14 protein-coding genes are annotated in these 21500 nt (G+C 71.0%); 9 read left to right on the top strand and 5 right to left on the bottom strand.

Going from position 1 to position 21500, the window contains the following annotated elements; all coding sequences use genetic code 11:
* The first annotated feature begins 26 nt into the window (after nucleotides 1-26).
* The 3 genes from G5A46_RS19590 (at nucleotide 27) to G5A46_RS19580 (ending at nucleotide 2466) form a co-directional block, all read left to right on the top strand.
* Entirely contained in the window at nucleotides 27-725 is a 699-nt protein-coding gene (locus G5A46_RS19590) for a ParA family protein (RefSeq protein WP_163852344.1), read from the top strand.
* Nucleotide 726: 1 nt separating this feature from the next.
* The gene (locus G5A46_RS19585; RefSeq protein ID WP_163852342.1) at nucleotides 727-1032 is read left to right on the top strand and encodes a chromosome partitioning protein ParB; all 306 of its coding nucleotides are present in this window, start codon (nucleotides 727-729) and stop codon (nucleotides 1030-1032) included.
* Between the two features lie 405 nt (nucleotides 1033-1437).
* Nucleotides 1438-2466, top strand: coding sequence for a replication initiator protein A (locus G5A46_RS19580; RefSeq protein WP_163852340.1), 1029 nt, complete (start codon nucleotides 1438-1440; stop codon nucleotides 2464-2466).
* Between the two features lie 88 nt (nucleotides 2467-2554).
* Here G5A46_RS19580 and G5A46_RS19575 read toward each other — a convergent pair whose 3' ends face one another.
* Nucleotides 2555-3997, bottom strand: a complete 1443-nt coding sequence (locus G5A46_RS19575; RefSeq protein WP_163852339.1) for a glycosyltransferase family 4 protein — start codon at nucleotides 3995-3997, stop codon at nucleotides 2555-2557.
* 62 nt (nucleotides 3998-4059) lie between these two features.
* Nucleotides 4060-7932: a glycosyltransferase gene (locus G5A46_RS19890; RefSeq protein ID WP_163852338.1), complete on the bottom strand. Its 3873-nt coding sequence runs from the start codon at nucleotides 7930-7932 to the stop codon at nucleotides 4060-4062.
* 306 nt (nucleotides 7933-8238) lie between these two features.
* Between G5A46_RS19890 and G5A46_RS19565 the strand changes: the two genes are divergently transcribed.
* Entirely contained in the window at nucleotides 8239-9864 is a 1626-nt protein-coding gene (locus tag G5A46_RS19565; RefSeq protein ID WP_163852336.1) for a long-chain fatty acid--CoA ligase, read from the top strand.
* Nucleotides 9865-10408: 544 nt separating this feature from the next.
* The gene (locus G5A46_RS19560; protein ID WP_163852334.1) at nucleotides 10409-11110 is read left to right on the top strand and encodes a TetR/AcrR family transcriptional regulator; all 702 of its coding nucleotides are present in this window, start codon (nucleotides 10409-10411) and stop codon (nucleotides 11108-11110) included.
* Nucleotides 11111-11203: 93 nt separating this feature from the next.
* Here the strand turns inward: G5A46_RS19560 and G5A46_RS19555 are convergent, their stop codons facing one another.
* On the bottom strand, nucleotides 11204-11923 hold the full coding sequence (locus G5A46_RS19555) for a GntR family transcriptional regulator (protein ID WP_163852332.1): 720 nt from the start codon (nucleotides 11921-11923) through the stop codon (nucleotides 11204-11206).
* Nucleotides 11924-12048: 125 nt separating this feature from the next.
* On the opposite strand from G5A46_RS19555, the gene G5A46_RS19550 reads away from it, so the two are divergent.
* From G5A46_RS19550 to G5A46_RS19540, 3 genes are read left to right on the top strand one after another with little or no spacing between them, the layout of a single operon-like run.
* The gene (locus tag G5A46_RS19550; RefSeq protein WP_163852330.1) at nucleotides 12049-14118 is read left to right on the top strand and encodes a TRAP transporter permease; all 2070 of its coding nucleotides are present in this window, start codon (nucleotides 12049-12051) and stop codon (nucleotides 14116-14118) included.
* Nucleotides 14119-14161: 43 nt separating this feature from the next.
* A complete protein-coding gene (locus G5A46_RS19545) occupies nucleotides 14162-15139 on the top strand; it encodes a TAXI family TRAP transporter solute-binding subunit (protein ID WP_163852328.1) in 978 nt (325 codons plus the stop codon).
* A 6-nt stretch (nucleotides 15140-15145) separates the two neighbouring features.
* A complete protein-coding gene (locus tag G5A46_RS19540) occupies nucleotides 15146-16474 on the top strand; it encodes a class-II fumarase/aspartase family protein (protein ID WP_163852326.1) in 1329 nt (442 codons plus the stop codon).
* A gap of 443 nt (nucleotides 16475-16917) precedes the next feature.
* Here G5A46_RS19540 and G5A46_RS19535 read toward each other — a convergent pair whose 3' ends face one another.
* Nucleotides 16918-17658, bottom strand: coding sequence for a LuxR C-terminal-related transcriptional regulator (locus G5A46_RS19535; protein WP_204318822.1), 741 nt, complete (start codon nucleotides 17656-17658; stop codon nucleotides 16918-16920).
* Complete coding sequence (locus G5A46_RS19530) at nucleotides 17658-20591, bottom strand: sensor histidine kinase (protein WP_163852323.1); 2934 nt, start codon at nucleotides 20589-20591, stop codon at nucleotides 17658-17660. Before G5A46_RS19530 ends, G5A46_RS19535 begins: the two co-directional genes overlap by 1 nt.
* A gap of 164 nt (nucleotides 20592-20755) precedes the next feature.
* Between G5A46_RS19530 and G5A46_RS19525 the strand changes: the two genes are divergently transcribed.
* Nucleotides 20756-21445 (top strand): hypothetical protein, encoded by a 690-nt coding sequence (locus G5A46_RS19525; RefSeq protein ID WP_163852320.1) that lies wholly within the window; start codon nucleotides 20756-20758, stop codon nucleotides 21443-21445.
* Nucleotides 21446-21500: the final 55 nt, after the last annotated feature.

Raw genomic sequence — 21500 nt, 5'->3', positions numbered from 1 at the left:
ATAACCGAAAACAGGAAGGCCCGAACATGCCCACCATCGTCATAGCCTCCCCCAAGGGCGGGGCCGGCAAATCAACCACAGCGGTTCTGCTGGGCACCGAACTCGCCCATGCCGGGGCAGAGGTCGCCATGCTGGATTGCGACCCCAACCATTCCCTCACCCTGTGGGCCGGCCGCAGCGCCCTGCCGGACCGGATCGACGTCCTGTCCGATGTCGGCGAAAGCGACATCGTGCGCCGGATCAAGGGACAGGACCAGGACGGGCGGATCGTCATCGTCGATCTCGAGGGGGTCGCTTCCCGGCTGGTCAGCCGCGCGATCTCCCAGGCCGACCTGGTGATCACCCCGATGCGCGCCACGACCCTGGACGCCACCATCGGCGCCCGCGCCCTGCAGCTGATCGGCGAGGAGGAGGAGGCCCTGGACCGCGAGATCGCCCATGCCGTCGTCTTCACCATGACCCGCGCCATCCGCTCCCGCCAGCACAAGGGGATCATCGCCTCGCTCTCCGCGCAGGGGGTCGACGTGATCGAACCGGGGCTGCTGGAACGCGGCGCCTTCTCCGCGCTGTTCGAATTCGGCGGCGACCTGCGCACCATGCCGCCGCAGGGCAACATGGAAGGCGCCCGCGACAATGCCCGCGCCTTCGCCATGGCCGTCTATGCCCGTCTGACCGGTGAGGCGGGAACCGAAGGGAAGGGGACCGCCATCCCGGCGGAGGCCTGACATGGACAGCGACAAGCCCGCCTTCTCCATCGACCTCGGCAAGCTCAAGTCCCGCCGCAAGGAACCCACCCCCGCCGCCGTCCGCAAGACCGAGGAAGTGGCGGAGAAACACGGCTTCACCGAGCGTGCCCCCCGGCGCCGGCGCGGCCGCCCCGCCAGCCCGCGCACCGGACAGGTCCATGCCAAGGTGATGCCCGAGGTCTCCCGCGCCATCGCGGCGGAAGCCAAGCGGCGCGGCGTCCAGCAAGGGGTCCTGATCGAGGAGGCCTGGGCCCTCTACACCGCGCAGCACGATCCGGAGGGCTGAGCGCAGCAGGGGCGACCGGTCCCGCATCTCTTTGCCCTTTCACCGGCGGGGCATGAGCGCCGTCCCCGCACCGGCGTCTCGCCGCAGGGTGTTAGAATCGTGTTATTAATGTGTTACGGGTTCCCGCGGCCCTGTTTTCCTGTTCATTTCCAATCCCTTGCGCAGACCCCCCGTGTGTAAAGTGGTGATTCACCGTGTGCAAAGTGGTGATTCTGCGTGTGCAAAGTGGTGATTCGAGCAGTGCCCCGCCGCCCCCTGCATGACAGGCCCCAAACCGCGCTCGGGGCGGGGGCTGCGCGGCGGGAGCGTGTGTGAAGTGTCGTTTTTCCCTTGGAGTGTGTGAAGTGTCGTTGTAGGGTCGAACGTGTGTGAAGTGTCGTTTCATCTCAGCAGAAAGCCCCCGCGATGAGCCTCTCCCATCCCCTTCTCCCGGACCGTCATCCGCAGGGTGACTTCTTCGTCTGCGATATCCTGGATGCCGCGCCCAAAGGGGACATGGGGTCGATGGAACATCCGATCTTCTCGCTCAGCACCAAACCCGATACCCGACCGCGCAAATACGAGCACAACAACATCTCCATCGAGATCAAGCCCTCCATCGACGGGCTGGCCACGGTCCATGACCGGGACGTGCTGATCTACTGCATCTCCAAGCTGATCAAGGGCATGAACGAGGGGCTTGAGCCGCAGCAGGTGATCCGCTTCCAGGCCGCCGACCTGCTGAAGGCGACCAACCGCATGACCACCGGGCGCGGCTACGACCTGCTGAAGGCCGCGATGGAACGGCTGGCCGGCACGCGGATCTCCACCAACATCACCACCGGTGGCCAGGAAGTCTTCGAGACCTTCGGCCTGATCGAACGCGCCAAGATCGTGCGGGAAACCCGCGACGGCCGGATGCAGGAGGTCGAGGTCAAGCTGAGTGATTGGGTCTTCAACGCCATCCGCGCCCAGGAGGTGCTGACCCTCAGCCGGGAATACTTCCGCCTGCGCAAGCCGCTGGAGCGGCGCATCTACGAGCTGGCCCGCAAGCATTGCGGCCGACAGGCGGAATGGCGCATCGGGCTGGACACCTTGCAGAAGAAATGCGGCTCCGGCTCTTCGCTGCGCGAGTTCCGCCGCCTGGTCCTGGCGATCGCCGACCAGGACGAGAAATTCGGCCACATGCCCGATTACGAAATCCGCTATGACGAGACCCGCGACACGCTGATCGCCCGCAGCCGCGGATCGGTCGGGATCGAACCGCGTGAGGACATCCGGATCCCGCAGCTGGATCCCGACGTCTACGACATGGCCCGCGAAGCCGCCCCCGGCTGGGACGTCCGCATGATCGAGGCCGAATGGCGCGCCTGGGCCACCGAGGTGCCCCGCAACCCGGAGATGGCGTTCCTGGGGTTCTGCAAGAAATGGTACCACCGCCGCGGACGCCCGTGACCGTCGCCCTGGCCCGCGCCGCCCGGACCGGACGTCTTGGGATGTCGCGCTGTGCGGGCCGAAGCTGGCAACGGGGGAGGGGGGTGGTTCAGGCGCCGGCGGCCAGCACGTCGCGGGCCACGTCCTGCCAGCCGCGCAGCCGCGTCTCCGCGATCCGGAGCTCCAGCGCCGCGCGGTGGCCGGGATCGGTGATCAGCCGGGCACAGGCCGCGCGCAGGCTCTCGGTGGAGGCGGGGTCGCAATATTCGACCATGTCGCCGCCCACCTCGGGCATCGAGGACACGGCGGCCACCACCGCCGTCCGCCCGTAGCCCAGGCTTTCCCCGATCGGCAGGCCCCAGCCCTCGTAGAGGCTGGGCATGATGGTAAACAGGCAGCTGCGGTACAGGTAATCCAGCTCCGCATCGCCGGGATGGTCGATCAGCTCGACCAGCCCGCCCAGATTGCCCGTGGCGGTCATCAGTGCCTCGAAATCCGCGTTGCCCCAGCCCTTGCCCCCGGCCAGCACCAGTTTCGGCATCTCGATGGTGCGGTCCGCATCCAGCCGCGCCCAGGCCCGGGCCAGCCGCCACAGGTTCTTGCGGATGTCCCAGGTTCCGACGAACAGCACAAAGGGATATTTCGCCAGCTGCCGCACCGCCGGGCTGACCCCGGGCACCGCCGCCAGCGCAGCATCGCGTCCGAGCTGGTCAGCGGTACGGTCAGCGCCGCGCTCTGCCGGGGGGGGGCTGGCCGCGTCATCGCTCTCCGGTGCCATCAGCCCGGCCTGGGCCAGCGGCACGGTGATCATCGGCCGCTCCACCCCCGCCGCCCCGAGATGGGCGCGCAGGTCGGTGGCGGTATGGTCGGAATTGGCCAGGTACAGCGTGGTGAACCCGATCGAACCTTCCAGGGCCGCCCGGAACCGGCGCCAGTGATCGGCCGGCACCAGGCCCGGCATCAACAGCGGGATCAGGTCGTGGATCAGGGTCACGACCTCCATCCCCGCGCCCTTCAGCCGGGTCAGCTCAGGCGCCAGCGCGGGCACGTCCCAGAAGGCGCCCAGCACGAACAGACGGTCCCCGGCGCGCGGGGCCAGCGGTTGACCGGCCGCCGGCCCGGTACGCCGGATGCTGACCGCCTGGCGCCACTCCTCCAGCGTGGTGCCGCGTTTCTCGAAATGGCGCCGCCGGCCGCGCGCCGCGTTCCAGCGGCGCAGGATGAGCTGGCTGACATATTGCCCGCTGCCCTCCCGCAGACCCTCCAGGCTGGGCAGGGCACGTTGGCCGACCAGGCCGGTCTGGGCGGTGAAATTGCGGTCCAGGTCGCGACCGTCGGGGGCGGGGCGATAGGGCAGGGTGACATAGCCGCCCGTCGCCGGATCGACGAACCCCAGAAAGACTTCCGCCGGGCCGGTGCCGGACGCCCCTTCCCGGACCAGGCGGGCGGCATGGTCGATGACCATCAGCGACACCCGCTGGATCCCCGAGATCCGGCTGGTGCGCGCCAGGTGCAGGCGCAGGTCGCTGACGTCGAAGATGAACCGCTGCATGGTCGAAGTCCCGTCTTTGGAAAGAGGCCGAGGAAAGGCAGCGCCGATATGACCCGCGCCGGTCAGGGGTGCAAGGCACTTGCCCCGGCATCGGCGACCAGCGCGCAGAGCTGCCGCCACAGCCGTGGCCCGAGTGTCGAATAGGCATGGGCCGCCCGCCAGTCGGCGGCGTGGTCCAGGCTGCGCGCCGCCGCGCCCCGGGCCGCGCCCAGCCCGTCCAGGATGGCCCCCAGCCCCTGCGTCATCTCCGCCGCCGAGGCGCCGGGCAGGCGCAGCACCAGGTCGGCCACGTCATCGAAGATCGGCAGCGGCGTCACCGCCACCGGGCGGCCCACCGCCAGCGCCTGCCGGACCGCCCCCGAGGCCGATTCCTGGGTCGGCCGGTAGGGAAATACCAGCAGGTCCGCCGCCGCCAGCCGGGCCAGGCTTTCGGCATCGGGCAGGAACCGGGTCTCCATCCGCACCGCCCCCTCCAGGTTCAGGGCGCGGATCCGGTCGCGCACCGTCGCGATCTCCGCCTGCGACTCGGGCACGGGATATTCCGCGTTGACCATGTGCAGCCGCACGTCCCGCCCGGTGGCGCGCAGGCCGGCCACCGCCTCCAGCAGCTCGGGGAACCCCTTCTGCGGCAGCAGGAACCCGTAGGAGGCCAGGGTCACCGGCGCGCCGGGGGCGGGCGGCACCCGCGGGGCGACCCGCGCCTGCGGCACCCCGTGGGGAAACAGGGTCACGGTCTCCGTCAGGCCGATGCGCTTCAGCCGGTTCATGTCATGCACGGAATGCACCAGGATCCGGCTGCACAGCCGCAGCGCCCGCGCCAGGCCGGGCAGGCGCCGTTCCGGGGGCAGGCCGCTGTCATCGGTGGCATGCATCATCATGACGACCTGGCGCCCCGCCTGCCGCGCCCGCGCGATCAGCGCCTCCAGATGCGGAAAGCTGAAGAAGCCGAAGTTGAACTGGATCACCAGGACCTCCGGGTCCGCCCCCTCCACCGCGGCGGCCAGCGCCCGCAGGTCGTCCTGTCCGCCCTCGTGCCAGCAGCGCAGCGTGGTGGGCTGGTCCGCCTCCGGCCGGTCCGCCGCATGGGCGGCGAAAACGGTGACCTCGTCGGGGATATGCGCGATCAGATGCGCCGAGTAGGTGGCGATGCCGCAGCGCGCGTTGAAGGTGGAGACCCAGCCGATCCGGGGCGGCGCCGCCGGCGGGCTGGCGGCGATGCGCGCCACCGCCGCGCGGCTGCGTCGGGCTACCTCTGCCCAGGAATGCTGTTCCAGCAGCTGGCGCCGGGCCTGCTCCGCCGTTGCGGCGTCCGGGGCGCCCGCCGTCCGGGCCGCCCGCATCCGGCGGGTCAGATCGGCCACGTCCGGGTCCGCCCAGACCGAATTCCATGCCCCCAGGTGGCTGTCGGCGGGGGCAAGATCATAGTCGCAGAACTGCACCAGCGGATTGCCCTCGAAAATGCGCTGCCCGCTCCAGCCGGTGGTCAGCGCGGGGGTGCCCGCCAGCACCGCCTCCGCCACCGGCAGGCAGAAGCCTTCGGCGCGGGACGGGGCGACCAGGAGATCCGCCGCGGCATAGAGGCTGCGCATCTGGCCGGGGGTCAGATCGTCCTCGATCACCCGGATCGGCGGCAGGTCGGGATGGCGCGCGCGCAGGGCGGTGACCTGGTCGTGAATGTCGTTATGGGGGTTGGGGTGGGTCTTGATGACCAGGGCGATATCGCCCCGCGTCCCCGCAGGCGCGGCCGTGGCCCCCGGACCGAAGGCCGCCGCAAAGGCCGCCAGCAGCACGTCCGGCCCCTTGCGCGGAAAGCACGAGGACACATGCAGGATCATGAAATCCGCCACAGGCAGCAGCCCGTCGGGCAGCGCCGCCGCGGCGATGTCCAGGTGATCGACGCCGTTGCCGACCACCGCCAGCGGTACCGCGATCCCCTGGTCGCGAAAGATCCGCGCCACATGCGGGGCGGTGACCAGGGCGCCTTGGAGATGGGCGTTGAAATCGCGGGCGTAATCCAGCGGCAGGCCGGTTTCCTCCCAGGCATAGCCATGCAGCAGGGCCAGCGGGCTGGCGATGTCATGGCTGCGCGGCGGGAACATGTTGCGGCTGGTGACAAAGGCCGCCTCGGGCGCCTGGTCCGCTCCGGCCCGGACCATGGCCGCCAGGTCGGGATGGGCGGCCAGGAACGCCGGGTCGGCGGGGTAGGGGCCCGGCCCCTCCGCCGAGACCAGGCTGACCGCCACATCCTGTGCGGCCAGGGCGCGGGCCGTCTCCCGGTTGACCGTGGCCAGGCTGTAGGAGCTGTCGATCGGCCCCTCCAGCCGCCAGGTCAGCGGCACGGGCAGGGCGCGGGGGCGGATCGCGTCCCGCAGCATCGCGGTCAGCGTCGCCAGGGCCCGCGCCACCCGGTCGAGATCCTCGGCCGGGGCGCGCGCCGTCTCGGGCAGGGCGGCCAGGCGATCCGCCAGCCCCCCGGTCAGCGCCGCGATCCGCGCCACGCCCGCCGTCCAGCTGTCCGGCTGCCCGTGACCTGCCGGACCAGGGCCTGCCGTCCTGCTGCCGCCCAGCGTTCCGCCACCTGTGGTCCGGCCGTCGGCGGCGTCCGCTCTCGTCTGCGCTTCCTCCGCCGTCTCCGTCCCGGTCGCGCCCCCGACCATCGGGCGGGGGGGCTTGGCGGCGGCCTGCGCCAGCACCGCCAGCGTCGCCTCGGCGGCGGCGTCCCAGGAGAACCGCGCCGCATGGGCGGCCTGGGCCCGGACCAGATCGCCCCGCCAGGGGGCGTCTTCCAGCCCGCGCCGGATGGCGGCGGTCATGGCGGCGATGTCGTCGGGATCGAACCGGGCGTCGGCGGGCACGATGACCTCCCGCAGGGCGGTGCGGTCGGCGCCCACCACCGGGGTGCCGCAGCGCATCGCCTCCAGCGCGGGCAGGCCGAACCCCTCGTGCGCGGAGGGCATCACGAACAGCGCCGCCTGCGCATAGAGCATCGGCAGATCCGCCTCCGCCACATGGCCCGCCAGCACCAGCCGCCCCGGCGCCGCCCCGTGCCGTTCCGCCGCCTCCCGCGCCCATTGCGTTTCCAGCTCCGTCAGCGGGCCGGCCAGCACCAGGTCGTGCCGGGCGCGCAACGCCTCCGGCAGGGCGGCCCAGGCCTCCACCAGGGCAAAGACGTTCTTGCGCGGCTCCGCCGATCCGATATGCAGCAGATAGGGCCGGTCCAGCCCCATCCGGGCGCGCAACGCATCCGCCGCATCCACCCCGCCGGGCATCGGGCCGAAGGCCGGGCCGGCATCCTCGGGGATGACGGTGACCCGGTCGCCGGGGATCTCCGTCGCTGCCAGAACCTCGGCCCGGGCCGAGGCGGAGATGGCGATCAGCCGGTCATGGCGGGGCAGATCCGCCAGCCGGGCCTGGAAGAAGGCGGCAAAGCGCGGATTGGGATCCAGGTACCGTGCCGGGTCGGCCAACGGGATCAGGTCATGCACCGTGGCGACCCGCGGGATCGCGGGCAGATCCTCCGCATCCTCCGCCGGGAGGGAGACGAAACTGTCCGTCTCCCCCTCGAACAGAGAGGGGCAGAAGACCACGTCAGGCGCCAGCCCGGCGATCGCCGCCTCCCGGATCCGGGCAGAGACGGCCTTGCGCCAGGCGCCGCCCGCGACATCCAGCCCCGCGCCGGGCAGACCGGGAAAGACGTGGATCCGTCCCGCCCCGTGCAGCGCGGAAAAGGTGCGTTGCACCGCCGCCACCCCGCCCAGCCCGGCGTTCAGCAGCAGGTGCAGCTCATGCCCTGCCGCTTGGGCGGCGGGGATCATCGCCTGGGTCAGGCTGGTGGCATAGCGTCCGATGCCGCGCAAACGGCTGCCGCTCTGGACGCATTGCAGGTCGATCAGGATGCGCATGATGTCCGGGCCTCGTTCTGGTTCCTTCTCCATCGCCTCCCGCCGGGCAGATGGCAAGATGCAGGGGCGGCGGGACACGACGCGGCGTCGTGCGCAACATTCTTCTGGACAATCGTTCGGAAGGCATGTCCAAACTCTGCCCGCCAGGCGGGGAGGCCAAGGCAGGGAGGCGGCACCACATGACATCACCGGCAACATGCCCCGCGACGGCCCGCCCCGGACCCGGCGCGTGCCCGGATGCATGGCACCCGATCCGCGCCCTTTCCCGTCCCTGCCCCTTTCGCCCCGCGACCCCATGACCGCCATGACCGCCGCGGCCCCATATCCAAGGAGAGACCCATGTTCGGAACGATGATGACCCAGGCGCTGACGGTTTCGTCGCTGATCGCCCATGCCGAGAAATACCATGCCGGAACGGAGGTCGTCTCGGTCGAGACGGACGGCACCACCGCCCGCTCCAGCTGGGGCGAGGCCGGGCGCAATGCCCGTCGCCTGATGTCGGCGCTGGACCGGCTGGGGATCGACCCGGGCGCGCGCTGCGGCACCATCGCCTGGAACAACCGTCGCCACCTGGAAATCTACTTCGGCGCCGCCGGCGGCGGCCGCGTGACCCATACGATCAACCCCCGGCTGACGCCGGAGCAGATGATCTACATCATCAACCACGCCGAGGACCAGGTGCTGTTCCTGGACCGCACTTTCCTGCCCGTCGCGGCCAAGCTGGGCGCGCATCTCAAGACGGTGAAACACGTCGTGCTGATGGGCCCCCGTGACGAAGAGGCCGCCGCCATGGTGGACGGCCTGGTGTTCTACGACGAGCTGCTGGAAACCGGCGATCCCGACGCCTCCTGGCCCGATCTGGACGAGAACGCCGCCGCCGCCCTGTGCTATACCTCAGGCACCACGGGCAACCCCAAGGGCGTGCAATATACCCACCGCTCCATCGTGCTGCATTCCATCGGCGGCAACCAGCCCGACGGGCTGAACATCGCCGCCCGCGACGTGGTCATGCCGGTGGTGCCGATGTTCCACGTCAATGCCTGGGGCACGCCCTATGTCGCCGCCCATGCGGGGGCCAAGCTGGTGCTGCCCGGCCCGAACCTGGACGGCGAAAGCCTGGTCCGGCTGATCGATGCCGAACAGGTCACCCTGTCTCTGGGCGTGCCGACGATCTGGATGGGTCTGCTGGCGGCGCTGGAGAAGACGGGGTCCAAGGCCACCTCCATGACCCGCACGGTGGTCGGCGGCTCGGCCCTGCCGCCCTCCATGCTGCGCGAGTTCCGCGACAAGTACGACGTGGATCTGGTCCATGCCTGGGGCATGACGGAAACCTCGCCGCTGGGCACGCTGAACCAGCTGCTGCAAAAGCACACCGACCTCCCGGAGGCCGAGCGGCTGAAGCTGCGCGAAGGCCAGGGTCGCCCGCCCTGGGGCGTCGACCTGCGCATCCTGGACGAGGCCGGCACACCCCTGCCGCATGATGGTGAAACCCAGGGCGAATTGCAGATCCGCGGCCATTGGATCGTGGAAAGCTACTTCGGCCAGGAGGCCAGCGCCCTGACCGATGACGGCTGGTTCGACACCGGCGACGTGGCCACCATCGACGCCGACGGTTTCATGGTGATCCGGGACCGCTCCAAGGACATCATCAAGTCCGGCGGCGAATGGATCTCCACCGTGGAGCTGGAGAACATCGCCATTGCCCACCCCAAGGTCGCCAATGCCGCGGCCATCGCCGCGCGCCATCCGAAATGGGACGAACGCCCGGTGATCCTGGCCGTGCCCGTCCCCGGAGAGACCCCCACGGAGGAAGAGATCCGCGCCACCTTCGAGGGCAAGGTCGCCAGCTGGCAGATCCCCGACCGGGTGATCCTTGTCGAGGATCTGCCCCTGGGGGCCACCGGCAAGGTGCTCAAGAACAAGCTGCGGGAGACCTATGGCGACGTGCTGATGGACCAGGCGTGATCCTGACGGCAGGCGCGGGGGCGGCCACCGGGGCGGCGCGCTGTCCGGCGTTGCCGCTCGTCGGAGGGCATCGCCCGGTGTCATCCGGCCCGGTCCGGCGGGGCGCGGCTCCGGGGCCGCGCGACGGCGGGGGGGCCGCCCGCTTCCGCCCGGCCGGGGCGGGCCCGGCCCGGCGCCATCCCGGCGCGACCGGGGCAGGGCGGCCCGGCCCGGCCGGCCATGGCGGGGCGTCGCCGTGCGCCGCGGCACCGGCCGGGCCGACAGCGGGCCGAAGCGCGGATCCCGCCGGTCCGGACCGCGCCGGCTGCCGCCGGGCCACAGGGGCCCGTACCGCCGAAACGGAGGCCGCCGAGGGCCGCCGCGGTATCACGGCTGCCCCGCTCCCCACCGCTGTCGCCCTTTCATCTCCGTCTCTGCCTCCGTTCCTGTCACGGGTCCTGCCCCTGCCCTTGGCCCAGACCGGGGGTCGGCGGCCTCGGGCCTCTACTTGGGTCTGGCCTCGGGCCTTCGGCCCTGCTTCGCTGCCGCGCGCGGGGGCGGCGCGGTGACCGGGGCCGATGCGCCCCGGGGCGGGCCACCGGCGCCCGGCTCCTCCGTCGGGGACAAGGCAGGCCCGGCCCGGGTCGCGGACCGCCCCGGCCCCGCTCGCCGCCTGCGCCGCAAGGAGGAGCTGGCCGATGCCGCCATCCGCACCCTCAAGCAGCTGGGCTATGCCCGCACCAGCCTGCGCGACATCGCGGAGCGGTCGGACGTGGCCGTCGGCACCCTGCATTACTACTTCGCCGACAAGACCGAGCTGATCGGTTTCTGCGTGCGCCGCTACAAGGCCAGGTTCGTGGCGACGATGGATGCGACCCTGGCCGCCGAACCGGGCACGGAGCGTCTGGCCGAACGGTTCGCCCAGGGCCTGGCCCAGTCGATCCGCAAGGAGGCGGAGGCGCATCGGCTGTGGTACGACATCCGCGCCCAGTCGATGTTCGACCCGGCCTTCCGGGAGGTGGTCCAAGAGATCGAGACCGCCCTGATCGCCCTGCTGGCCCGCTTCTTCGCGCGGCTGGAGGGGGCGCCAGCGCATCCCGGCACCGCGCTGGATGGCTACCTGCTGATGGATGCGGCCTTTTGCTACCACCTGCAACGGTTCCTGGCCGGGGACAACACCGCGCCCGGGGTCTTTGCCGATCACGCGCTGGCCCTGCTGCGCCCGCTGCTGACCCGCGAGGCCGGGGCAGAGGGTCCCCGCAGCTGACGCCGGCGAGGGTGCGCCCGCCGGTTCGGTCGCCGGGATCGCGGCAGGACGCCCCGGACCCGCGGCCGATCACGGGCGGGGGTCCGGGGCCTGTCAGGCCTGGCGCCGCAGGTTGATGTCGTAGCTGTAGTGCCGGGCCGGCAGGATGCTGAGGGTGATGATCTGGGCCGCGCCGTCCTTGTCGAGATATCGCCGGCGCAACTCCAGCGCATGATCGCCCGCCGCGACCTGGAGCGTCCTGGCATGTTCGGCCGGAACCGGCGCGGCCCGGATCGACTGGCGGATCTCGTGGATCACCACGTCGTGCCGTTCCTCCAGTAGCGCATAGACCAGGCCGGGGTAATCGGGCACCGCCTCGGCGATGTCCGAATAGGCCTCGCTCAGGTAGACATCCGTCCAGCCGACCGGCGCGGACAAGGTGTCGATATGCCGGGTCTGGCGGATCAGCACCCAGCGGCGCCCCGGCCGGTCGTCCAGCCGGCGCGCCAGGGTCTCGTCCGCGATCACCGGTACGGTCTCCACCACCTCGCGCCAGGACGGCCCGGCGAAGTGCATCAGGTCGCCGGTGGCGGACATCGAATGCACGTAGGTGCGGGGCGGCTCCACGGACAGGACACGGGTCGCGGCGCCCTGCCGACGCTCCACCAGGCCCAGGCGTTCCAGCTCCCGCATCGCGCTGCGAATGGTGGAGCGGCTGACCTCGAAACGGGCGCAAAGCGCCGCTTCGCTGGGCATCGCATCTCCGACGCGGACTTCCCCCGATTTCAGGTCAGCCATGATTCGGGCGGCGATCTCGGGATAACGCTTCTTCAATTTTCCAGCCTTTCCAGCCCCTTGGCGGGGATCCTTCCGGGGTGTCTTGACCCAGGTTCAAATATACCGCAGCCTATCCGCACAAGTCAACTTGTTCGAATAAGTTGACACGGGAGGACACAGACATGAGCAACGCCGCATCAAGCGATGCAGCCGACCTGGATGCCGAGGGGCTGGATCGCAGCCTGCCGGCGCGGCTGGCCATCGCGCTTGCCCTGGCCTCGGCGCTCTATGCGCTGTTCCACCTGGCCGTGCTGAATTTCTGGTCGATCGACGAATGGGTCTACCGGGTGATCCACGTCAACATGGGCGCCGTTCTGGCCTTTGTCGGGCTGAAGACCGTCAAGGGAGAGCGGGCGCGCCTGGTCTGGATCGCCGATGCGGCGCTGGTGGCCGGGGCGATCGGGTGCAGCATCTACGTGGCCGTGAACCTCGAGATGCTGATCATGCGCACCGGGGTCATCACCACCACCGGCGACCTGATCTGCGGCGCGGTCGGCACGCTGATCGTGCTGGAATTCGCGCGCCGCGTGTCGGGGCTGGTACTGCCGATCATCGCGCTGGTCTTCATCTCCTACGTCTTCGTGGGGGAGTGGCTGCCGGGCATCCTGCGCCATTCCGGGTTCCAGGCGGACAATTTCGCCTCCTTCCTCTACAGCCAGGACGCGATCTTCGGCATGACGGTGGCGGCCTCGTCGCGCTACATCATCCTCTTCGTGGCCTTCGCGGTCTTTCTGCAGGCCTCGGGGGCGGGGGAATATTTCATGCGCCTGGCCATGGCGCTGTTCGGCGCGGCGCGCGGCGGACCGGGCAAGGTCTCCGTCTTCTCGGGATTGCTGTTCGGCACCGTCTCCGGCTCCGCCGTGGCCAATGTCGTGGCCTCCGGTACCTTCACGATCCCGATGATGCGCCGCGTCGGCTATCCGCGCGAAAGCGCCGGCGGGATCGAGGCGGCATCCTCCTCCGGGGGGCAGCTGGCGCCGCCGGTGATGGGGGCCGGGGCCTTCATCATGGCCGAGATCACCGGCATCCCCTATTCCGAGATCGTCGTGGCGGCGGTGCTGCCCTGCCTGCTGTTCTACCTTGCGATCTTCCTGACGGTGGACCTGCAGGCAAAGCGGCTGGGCCTGCACGGGGTGCCGCGCAAGGAATTGCCCCGGCTGCGGGAGCTGGGGCGCGATGCCTTCCTGCTGCTGCCGCTGGTGGTGCTGCTCTATCTGCTGTTGTCGGGCTATTCGATCATCGCGGCGGGGACCTGGGGGCTGGCCTCGACCCTGCTGGTGCTGATGTGCCGCGAGATCGGGTTCCGGTCCCATGTGCTGGCCCTGCCGCTGGTGCTGTTCGTCGGCCTGCCCCTGACCGGGATGCAGGTGAATTTCGCCGGCGCCATCGCCAGCCTGGCCAGCGCGGCGCTGATGATCGTGCTGGCGCTGATGCGGGGCCGCGGCGGGCAGCTGCCCGCGACCCTGCGCAGCCTGGGCCGCACCACCTACGAAGGCCTGGCGGATTCCGCGCGCAAGTCGTTGCAGCTGATCAGCGTGATGGCCTGCGCGGGGATCGTGGTCGGCGTGCTTGGCCTGACCGGGCTGGGCGGACGCTTTTCCTCGGTGTTGCTGGCGGCGGCGGGCGAAAGCCAGGTTCTGGCCTTCATGCTGGCGATGATGATTTCCATCGTCCTGGGCATGGGGATGCCGACCACGGCGGCCTATGCGATCGCGGCGGCGGTGGTCGCGCCGGCCCTGCAACAGATGGGGGTGTCGGCGATCGCGGCGCATATGTTCGTCTTCTACTGTGCCGTGATCTCGGCCATCACGCCGCCGGTGGCGATCGCGGCCTTTGCCGGCGCGGCCATCGCCGGGGGCAAGCCCTGGCCGACCTCGATCCGGGCCATGCGCTACGGCATCGCGGCCTTTGTCCTGCCGTTCATGTTCTACACCAGCCCCGAGATCCTGTTGCAGGGGTCCTGGACCGAGACGCTGCATGTCTTCGTCACCGCGCTGATCGCCATCTACCTCATCGCCGTCGCCGGCGAGGGCGAGATGTTCGGCCCGGTCGGACCGGCGGTGCGGGGGCTGGCCGCGCTCGCGGCGCTGCTGCTGCTGTGGTCCAGCCTGCCCACCGACCTGCTGGGCCTGCTCATCGCGGCCGGGCTGGTGCTGTGGACGCGGCGCGCGCGCCTGCAACCGGCCCGCTGAACGTATTCTCGAAACCCCAGGGAGCCACCAGAGGAGGAACTCCATGACCAACCTGAACAGACCCATCATCGCGGCCATCGCCGCCATAGGCCTTGCCATTCCGGCGGCGGCGCAGGACCGGCCCGGTTCGATGACCATTTCCACGGCCTCGCCCGGCGGTGTCTACGCGGTCTACGGCGAGGGCGTGGCCCAGGTCGTGTCCGACGTGGTGGGGGTGCCGACCTCCACCCGCCAGACCCAGGGGCCGGCGCAGAACCTTGTCCTGTTGCAGGCCGGGCAGACGGAGCTGGCGATGACCACCTCCGGCCCCGCCTTCGAGGCGATGAGCGGCGCGCTGGAACTGGCCCCCGGCCAGGAATACGCCGGGCTGCGCGCCCTGTTCGCCATGTATCCCACCCCGTTCCAGATGATCGCCCCGGCCGACAGCGGCATCGCCGCTCTGGATGACCTGGCCGGCAAGCGTGTCGGATCGGGCCCGCGCGCGGGGACCGGCGGCACCTACTGGGTGCGCTGGCTCGAGGCGATGGGCATCGACGCCGACCTGCAATATGGCGGCATCGGCGACCAGGCCAGCCAGATGGCCGATGGCCGCCTGGACGCGGTCATCACCGCGGGCGGCATTCCGCATCCCTCGTTGTCGGAGCTGGAGAACACCCAGGATGTCACCATCTTCGGGATGGACGAGGAGACCCTGGCCGGTATCCTGGACAGCAACCCCTATGCGGTGCGGTTCACCATCCCCAAGGGCACCTACGAGACCCCCGAGGGCGACCTGACCACCGCCGCCATGTGGAACTTCGTCGTCGCCGATGCCGGCATGTCCGATGATCTGGCCTACGAGATCACCAAGGCGGTGCTGGAAAGCAACGCGCGCATGGTCTCCACCCATTCGGCCGCCCGCAACACGCTGGCCGAGAACATCCTGCAGAACACCTTCATCCCGCTGCACCCTGGCGCGGCCCGGTATTACGCGGAAATCGGGGTGGAGATCCCGGAGGCCATCGCCCCGGCGGCGGAGTAACCCGGCATGAGCCTGGCATCGACATCTCCGGGGCTGCTGTCCCGGACCACCGGCTACCTGCGGGCCTCCGGCGTCTTCGACGAAGCCGGCACCGTCGATGCCTACCTGGAAGTGGAGGCCGCCCTCGCGGAAGTGGAGGGCGGCCTTGGCGTGATCCCGGCCGGATCCGTCGCGCCGATCGTGGCCATCTGCCGCCGCGAGCTGATCGACATGGACGCGCTGCGCCGCGATGCGGCGGCGGTGGGCTATCCCATCGTCCCGCTGGTGGCGCGACTGGCGGCGCTGGCAGGCCCGCATGGGCAATGGGTGCATTTCGGCACCACCACCCAGGACGTGATGGACACCGCGCAGGTGTTGCAGCTGCGCCGGGCCCTGACCGGGGTGCTGGCGGATACCCGGCAGATCGAGGTCCGGCTGGCCCGGCTGTGCGACCGCCACCGGCACACGGCCATGGCGGGGCGCTCCAAGTTGCAGCACGGCGTCCCGATTTCCTTCGGCTACCAGGTCGCCGTCTGGCTGGATCAGATCCACCGCACGCGGACCGGGCTGGAACGCGCGCTGGAGGCGGCCAGCGTGGTGCAATTCGGCGGTGCGATCGGCACCCTGGCCTCCCTGCGGGGGGACGGGATACGGGTCCGCCGGGCGCTGGCGGCCCGGCTGGACCTGCGGGAGCCGGCGATCTCCTGGCATGTCAGCCGCGACCGGATGGCCCGTCTTGCCACCGCGATCGCCGCGGCGCTGGCGGCCCTGGGCAAGATGGCCGGCGACATCGCCCGGCTGATCGCCACCGAAGTCGCCGAGCTGGGCGAACCGGCGGCCGAGGGGCGCGGCAGTTCCTCGACCATGCCGCAGAAACGCAACCCGGTGATGTGCGAGGCCATCGTGGAGGCGGCGCGCAACGTCCAGCACGTGCCCGGCCTGCTGCTGGATTGCATGTTGCAGGAGCACGAACGCGGCATCGGCCATGGCTACCGGGAACGGGCCGCGCTCTGCGATGCGGTCCGCCAGCTCTCCGGGGCGGGGACGCTTGCCCTCGACCTGCTGGCCGGGCTGGAGGTGAACACCGACCGGATGCAGACCAACCTGGGCCTGACCCGTGGCCTGATCCATGCCGAGGCGGTGATGATCCACCTCGCCGGGACGCTGGGCCGGATCGAGGCGCACCATGTCCTGCGGCAGGTCGCCCGCGAGGTCATGACCTCGGGCCGGGACATGCAGACCGCCCTGGCCGCGATCGGTGTCGATGTTCCCGAGGAGGTGTTCTCCGCCCCCGGCCAGATCGCCCCCGCGCAGGAGATGATCGACCAGGTGCTGGAGATGGTGCAGGCCTCCTGACGCGCCCCCGCGCCATCCCGGCGCCGAAAACCGCCCCCCGCGCGCGGCCTGAGATGGCGCATGGCCGGGGTGGGCATCGTGGTGGAGCGCTGGCCCGCGTCCGGCCTGAGAGGCCCGCCCGGGCAGCACCGCCATCGGGCGCCGCCCCCGCCAGACGGGGGGCCGCCGTTGCCCGCCCGGCCCTCGCGCGCGACACCTCTCGGGGCGGGGCGGAATGGGACGGGCCGCAGCCTGCACCCGAGTGGTCGTCTTGATACCGTGACACCCTCCTCCCTTCTCTCCCGCGCCCCCCGCGTGCGGGAGAGAAGGGAGGAGGCCGCACATTGCTGGGGGCCTTCATGGCGGGAAGCAACGCGCGGCCCGGCCTCTTGCGCACGGGACGGGGCAAGAGGCGCCTGACGGCCCCGGAGCGGCCCCGCGTGCGGGGCGGGGCGGGGCGGGCGCTATCGGCCGGAGGATTTCGCCGCGTCCTTGCCGGCCGGGGGAAGACCCCCGCCGTGGTTCAGCCCCATCCGGGTGGCATGCCAGGCCGCCTCGGCACGGGAGGAGATGCCCAGCTTGCGGTAGACCGACTTGATGTAGCTGGCCACCGTGGTGTCGGCCAGACCCAGGGCGCGGCCGACCTCGGAATTGCGCATCCCGCGCGCGATCAGGGCCAGCACCTCGGTCTCGCGCTCGGTCAGCCCGTGTTCGGGCGGGCTGCTGGGACCGGTAAAGCTGAAATGCGTCATGATCCGCCGCGCGATGGAGGGCGACAGCGCCGGCACCCCCATGTGGATCTGGCGCAGCTGGTGCACCAGGATGCTGGCCGGGTTTTCCTTCAGCAGGTAGCCGTCGGCCCCCGCCGACAGTGCCCCTACCACGCTGGCATCATCGCCCATCACGGTGGTCACGATACAGATCGGGTGCGGGCTGGCCGGGGCGGGGCCGCCGGGGGCAACCCCGCCCGGGGCAAGGCTGTCCCGCGGGGCGGGCCTGGCATGGATGGCGCGCAGCAGGTCCAGCCCCGAGCCGTCCGGCAGCCCCAGGTCGATCAGCGCCAGGTCGAAGGGCTGGTCCAGCAGGGCACGGGCGGCGCGCAGGGTGCCGGCGGTGGTGACCTGCGTGTCGGTAAAGGCCTCGGCCACGATATCGACCAGCCAGCGGCGGGTCTCGGCGATGTCCTCGACGATCAGGATGCGCATCAGGCGGTCGCCTTTCTGCCCGCGGGGCCGGGATGAGAGCCGGTGACAGCAGGCGCCGCACCGGCAGGGGAGGGCTCGGCAGGGGGCCTGGGCACGGGCGGCCTGGGCACGGGGGGGCTGGGCACGGGGGGCAGGTCGGAGGCCATGCCGGCCCCCGTGTCGTTGACGGCAGGGCTGGCCCCCTCACTGGCGCTATGATCTGCGCTGGCACCGGTGCTGTCATTGCCCCCGCCCCCGTCCTTGTTCGGGCTCCCCTCCCGGTCCTCCGCCCCGCCGGCGACCGGCGCGGGCGCAATGGCACCGGTGCCCCGGTCCGGGACGGCGGCGGGTCGCACGGAGGGGGCCGCAGGTTCATCCCGGTCCGGGACGGCGCTGCCGGGCTCCGGGGCGGGGCCGGGCAGGGGCAGCGCCACGTCGATCCGCGCGCCGTTGCTGTCGGGGCTGACGGAAAGCGTGCCGCCGCAGCCCTCGATCCGGTAGCGCAGGTTGACCAGGCCATTGCCCGTGCTGCTCCATTGCCGGCGCCCACCGGTCCCGTCATCGGCGATCGTGACGCGCAGCAGGCCGCCGGCGGGGATATCCTCGGCGGAATTGTCCGGGGTCCGCCACAGGGTGATCATCACCTGCCCGGCGCCGGAATGGCGCAGGATGTTGCTGACGCTCTCGCGCAGCAGCGCGCGCAGGGTCTGGACCAGGCCGGGCGGCAGCCGCACCGGCGCCGCCTCGGGCGCGGACAGGCCGTGGTCGCGCCAGTCCAGCGCGATATCCGCCGCCTCCAGGTGGTCGCCGATCTCCCGGCGCAGATCGGCCAGCAGCTGGGCCAGGATCATGTCCTCCCGCGTCGGGTTGGAAATGATCTGCCGCAGGTCCGACAGGGTCTGGCGGATCAGGCTGTCCTTGCGGTCGGGATCATGGGAATGCAGCGCGCCCAGCAGCTGCACGCCGATATTGTCATGCATGTCGCGGTTGATGCGGCTGCGTTCCTCCTCCACGGCGCGGTCATGGTCGCGCTGGCGGGCGATGGCGCGGTCCAGCATCTCGGTCACGCTGCGGGCCAGGCGCTCGTCCCGGCGGGAGAACAGCCCCCGCCCCTGCCGCGCCCAGTGCAGGCGGATCGCGGGCAGGCCCTGGGGCATCGGGATGTCCAGAACCTCCCCCCCGTCCAGCAGCCGCGCGGCGCCGGTGGCGGGCGGGCCCTGGTCGATGCGCAAGGGATCGAACAACCGGTGCAGCAGGGCCTCCAGCGCCCGTGCGCGCCCGGGCGCGCCGCTGGCCAGGGTGACATCGCCGACCAGGGCGAACAGCTCCTTGCGGGGGAGGCCGCGATCGTTCTGCAACCAGCGCCCCAGCAGGTCGCGCAGCGGCAGGTAGATCACCCCCACCAGCGCCAGCGCCAGGCCAAGCGCCGGCGCCCGGTCCAGTGCCAGCACGTAGATCAGCGCCGCGTCCAGCGCCAGCAGCAGGACCATCCCGCCCAGGTAGAACAGGATGCGGAACGACCAATCGGCCAGGTCGAACAGCCGGTAGCGGGCGATGCCCATGGCCAGCCCGCCATAGATCACCAGAAAGAACAGGAAGGCATGGCCCTGCGACAGCCGGGGCGTGGTGCCCATCAGCACCGGCAGGGTCACGGTCAGACCGAACCCGCCCGCGCCCAGCAGAACCGACAGGCCGAACCAGCCCAGCATGGCGCTGGCCGTGGGGTTGCGGCGGTTGCGATGGGCCTGCACCAGCACGGCGCCCAGCAGCACCAGCATCGCCCAGGCCACCGGGATCTGCCGGTTCAGTAGCGCGTCCGGCCAGTCCAGCCAGACCGTCAGGACGCTCAGCCCCAGCAACAGCGTCACCAGCCCGCGCAGCCAGCCCCCGGCAAGCGCGCGCCGCCAGGCCGGGGCCTTGGCGGGGGGCATCCCCTCCAGCCGGGCGGGATAGATCAGGAACAGGTTGATCATGCCCACGCCGAACAGCAGCGTGCCGGTGTAATTCACCCGCGAGGCAAAGGTGAACAGCCCCTGCGGCAGCGCCAGTTCGCGGGTGCTGTAAAGCGCCGCGGCATAGGCCGACAGCATCAACCCGACCCCGGCCAGGACGAACATCTGCACCGCCCGGTCGCTGCGCCGCAAAGCCATCACCCAGCCGCCCACCACCACCGCCACCAGCCCCACGGCGATCTGCACCCAGAATACGCCGGGCAGGTCGGACAGCGGCCGGGAGGGGGCCGGGGTCAGCACGATCTCCGTCACCGTGGCGGGGCCAGCGGCCGGTTCCATGTCCGGGGCCGGGGCGGCTGCCCTGCGTGGCCCGGCACTTTCCTCCGGGATGTCTCCCGGCCCCGATTCCGACCCTGACCCCGGACCCGAGTCCGGCACGGCCAGCGACAGCACCACCGGCCCGCCCGTCAACGCCATATGCAGCCCGCCCTGGCGGCGCAGGAACAGGCGCAGCAGGTCGGGGGTGGGCAGGGTGTCTGGTTCGTCGATCAGGTCGCTGGGGTGCAGCGCACCGGCAAAGGGCCTCCCTGCGGCGGAAGCACTGGCGGCGGAAGCAGGCAGATCCGCAACAGAAGGGCCGGCACGGGACCGATCGGCGCCCCCTGTGCCCTGACCCGGTGCCTCCGGCGCGTCCGCCTGCGTGCGGCTCCGCTCCACGCTGGCCCCCTCCGCCCCACCGGGCGCTGCGCTTCCCGCATCCGGAGGGGGCGCTGCGGCGGATCGCAAGCCGATCAGGCGCGACCCGGGCCGGACCTGCCCGGCGGCCGGTCCCCGGGGATCCACCGATTGCACCAGGAAGCCGGGGGCCGATGCCGCTTCGGCGCGCAGCTCCAGCCCCAGCCAGGGCTGCGCCAGCGCGGCCCACAGCACCAGCGCGGCCGCCCCCAGCCCCAGCCCCAGGGCGGACAGTGCGATCAGCACGGGGGAATAGGCCTGTCTCATGAACTCCGCTGCCTGATGATGTTGTCCGGCGCCGTGTGCCTGAACCGTCACGTCTTGCCAGAGACTAGAGAGTCTTTTCCCCTCCTGCCTACCCCTGAACGGGGGGGAGACAGGTTTTCAGCGCCACCCCATACCCTTCGCATATTCTTTCAAGGGGATAAGACATGCAGATTTCACAGCTTTCCCGACTGGGCGCGGCCCTCCTGGCGACAACCGCCCTGGCAGGGTGTCTCGGCAGCGGCTCCGGCGGCTCCGGCGGCGGCGGAGGTGGCGGGGCCGGTGGCGGCGGGGGGGGCGGAACCTTCCAGCAGAACTTCGACCGGGTGTCGGGGATCGTGCCGACCTCGGACATGCCGACCACCTTGCAGGGCAGCTATTCCGGCGCGCTCAGGGCCGATGTCAGCGATGCCACCGCCGTGGTCGGCCAGGTCGAGGCCGATATCGACCTCGACGTGGACTGGACAGACGGCCAGCAGGCCAACCCGTTCACCGGCACCGTCTCCAATTTCCGGGGCAGCCTGAAGGATGGCGAGACCCGCGATATCGACGGCACGCTGACCGTGGATGCCGCCATCCCCGGCACCATCCTGCGCACGGACAACCCGGCGATGACCTTCAACGGGGTCAACGTGCCCGCGACCCAGACCGGCGCGATGAGCGTGACCATGTCCGGCGCCCTGACCGAGGATGGCCGCACCGCCGACACCACCCTGCTGCTGGGCGGCAATTTCCTGGGCTCCGGCGCCACCGCCGCCGTGGGCGCCGTGTCCGGCGGCTACAAGGAACAGGGATCGGCCAATCCGGGGATCTTCGACGGGTCCGTGGCCGGGCAATTCTACCTCGAGGCGAAGTGAGGCCCCCCGCCATCACAGGCCCGTCATGACCGGAACACCATGAGCCGGGGCGCCA

This window comes from Pseudooceanicola aestuarii, from assembly GCF_010614805.1.
Taxonomy (GTDB): Bacteria; Pseudomonadota; Alphaproteobacteria; order Rhodobacterales; family Rhodobacteraceae; genus Pseudooceanicola; species Pseudooceanicola aestuarii.
The sequence above is the reverse complement of the archived record's forward strand: the minus strand, read 5'-3'. Positions and strand labels throughout refer to the sequence as shown.

Coding starts and splice junctions, on each gene's coding strand:
- G5A46_RS19530 (WP_163852323.1), bottom strand. CDS start 20,591: ATGAGACAGGCCTATTCCCCCGTGCTGATCGCACTGTCCGCCCTGGGG.
- G5A46_RS19535 (WP_204318822.1), bottom strand. CDS start 17,658: ATGCGCATCCTGATCGTCGAGGACATCGCCGAGACCCGCCGCTGGCTG.
- G5A46_RS19585 (WP_163852342.1), top strand. CDS start 727: ATGGACAGCGACAAGCCCGCCTTCTCCATCGACCTCGGCAAGCTCAAG.
- G5A46_RS19575 (WP_163852339.1), bottom strand. CDS start 3,997: ATGCAGCGGTTCATCTTCGACGTCAGCGACCTGCGCCTGCACCTGGCG.
- G5A46_RS19525 (WP_163852320.1), top strand. CDS start 20,756: ATGCAGATTTCACAGCTTTCCCGACTGGGCGCGGCCCTCCTGGCGACA.
- G5A46_RS19590 (WP_163852344.1), top strand. CDS start 27: ATGCCCACCATCGTCATAGCCTCCCCCAAGGGCGGGGCCGGCAAATCA.
- G5A46_RS19545 (WP_163852328.1), top strand. CDS start 14,162: ATGACCAACCTGAACAGACCCATCATCGCGGCCATCGCCGCCATAGGC.
- G5A46_RS19540 (WP_163852326.1), top strand. CDS start 15,146: ATGAGCCTGGCATCGACATCTCCGGGGCTGCTGTCCCGGACCACCGGC.
- G5A46_RS19565 (WP_163852336.1), top strand. CDS start 8,239: ATGTTCGGAACGATGATGACCCAGGCGCTGACGGTTTCGTCGCTGATC.
- G5A46_RS19550 (WP_163852330.1), top strand. CDS start 12,049: ATGAGCAACGCCGCATCAAGCGATGCAGCCGACCTGGATGCCGAGGGG.
- G5A46_RS19580 (WP_163852340.1), top strand. CDS start 1,438: ATGAGCCTCTCCCATCCCCTTCTCCCGGACCGTCATCCGCAGGGTGAC.
- G5A46_RS19890 (WP_163852338.1), bottom strand. CDS start 7,932: ATGGAGAAGGAACCAGAACGAGGCCCGGACATCATGCGCATCCTGATC.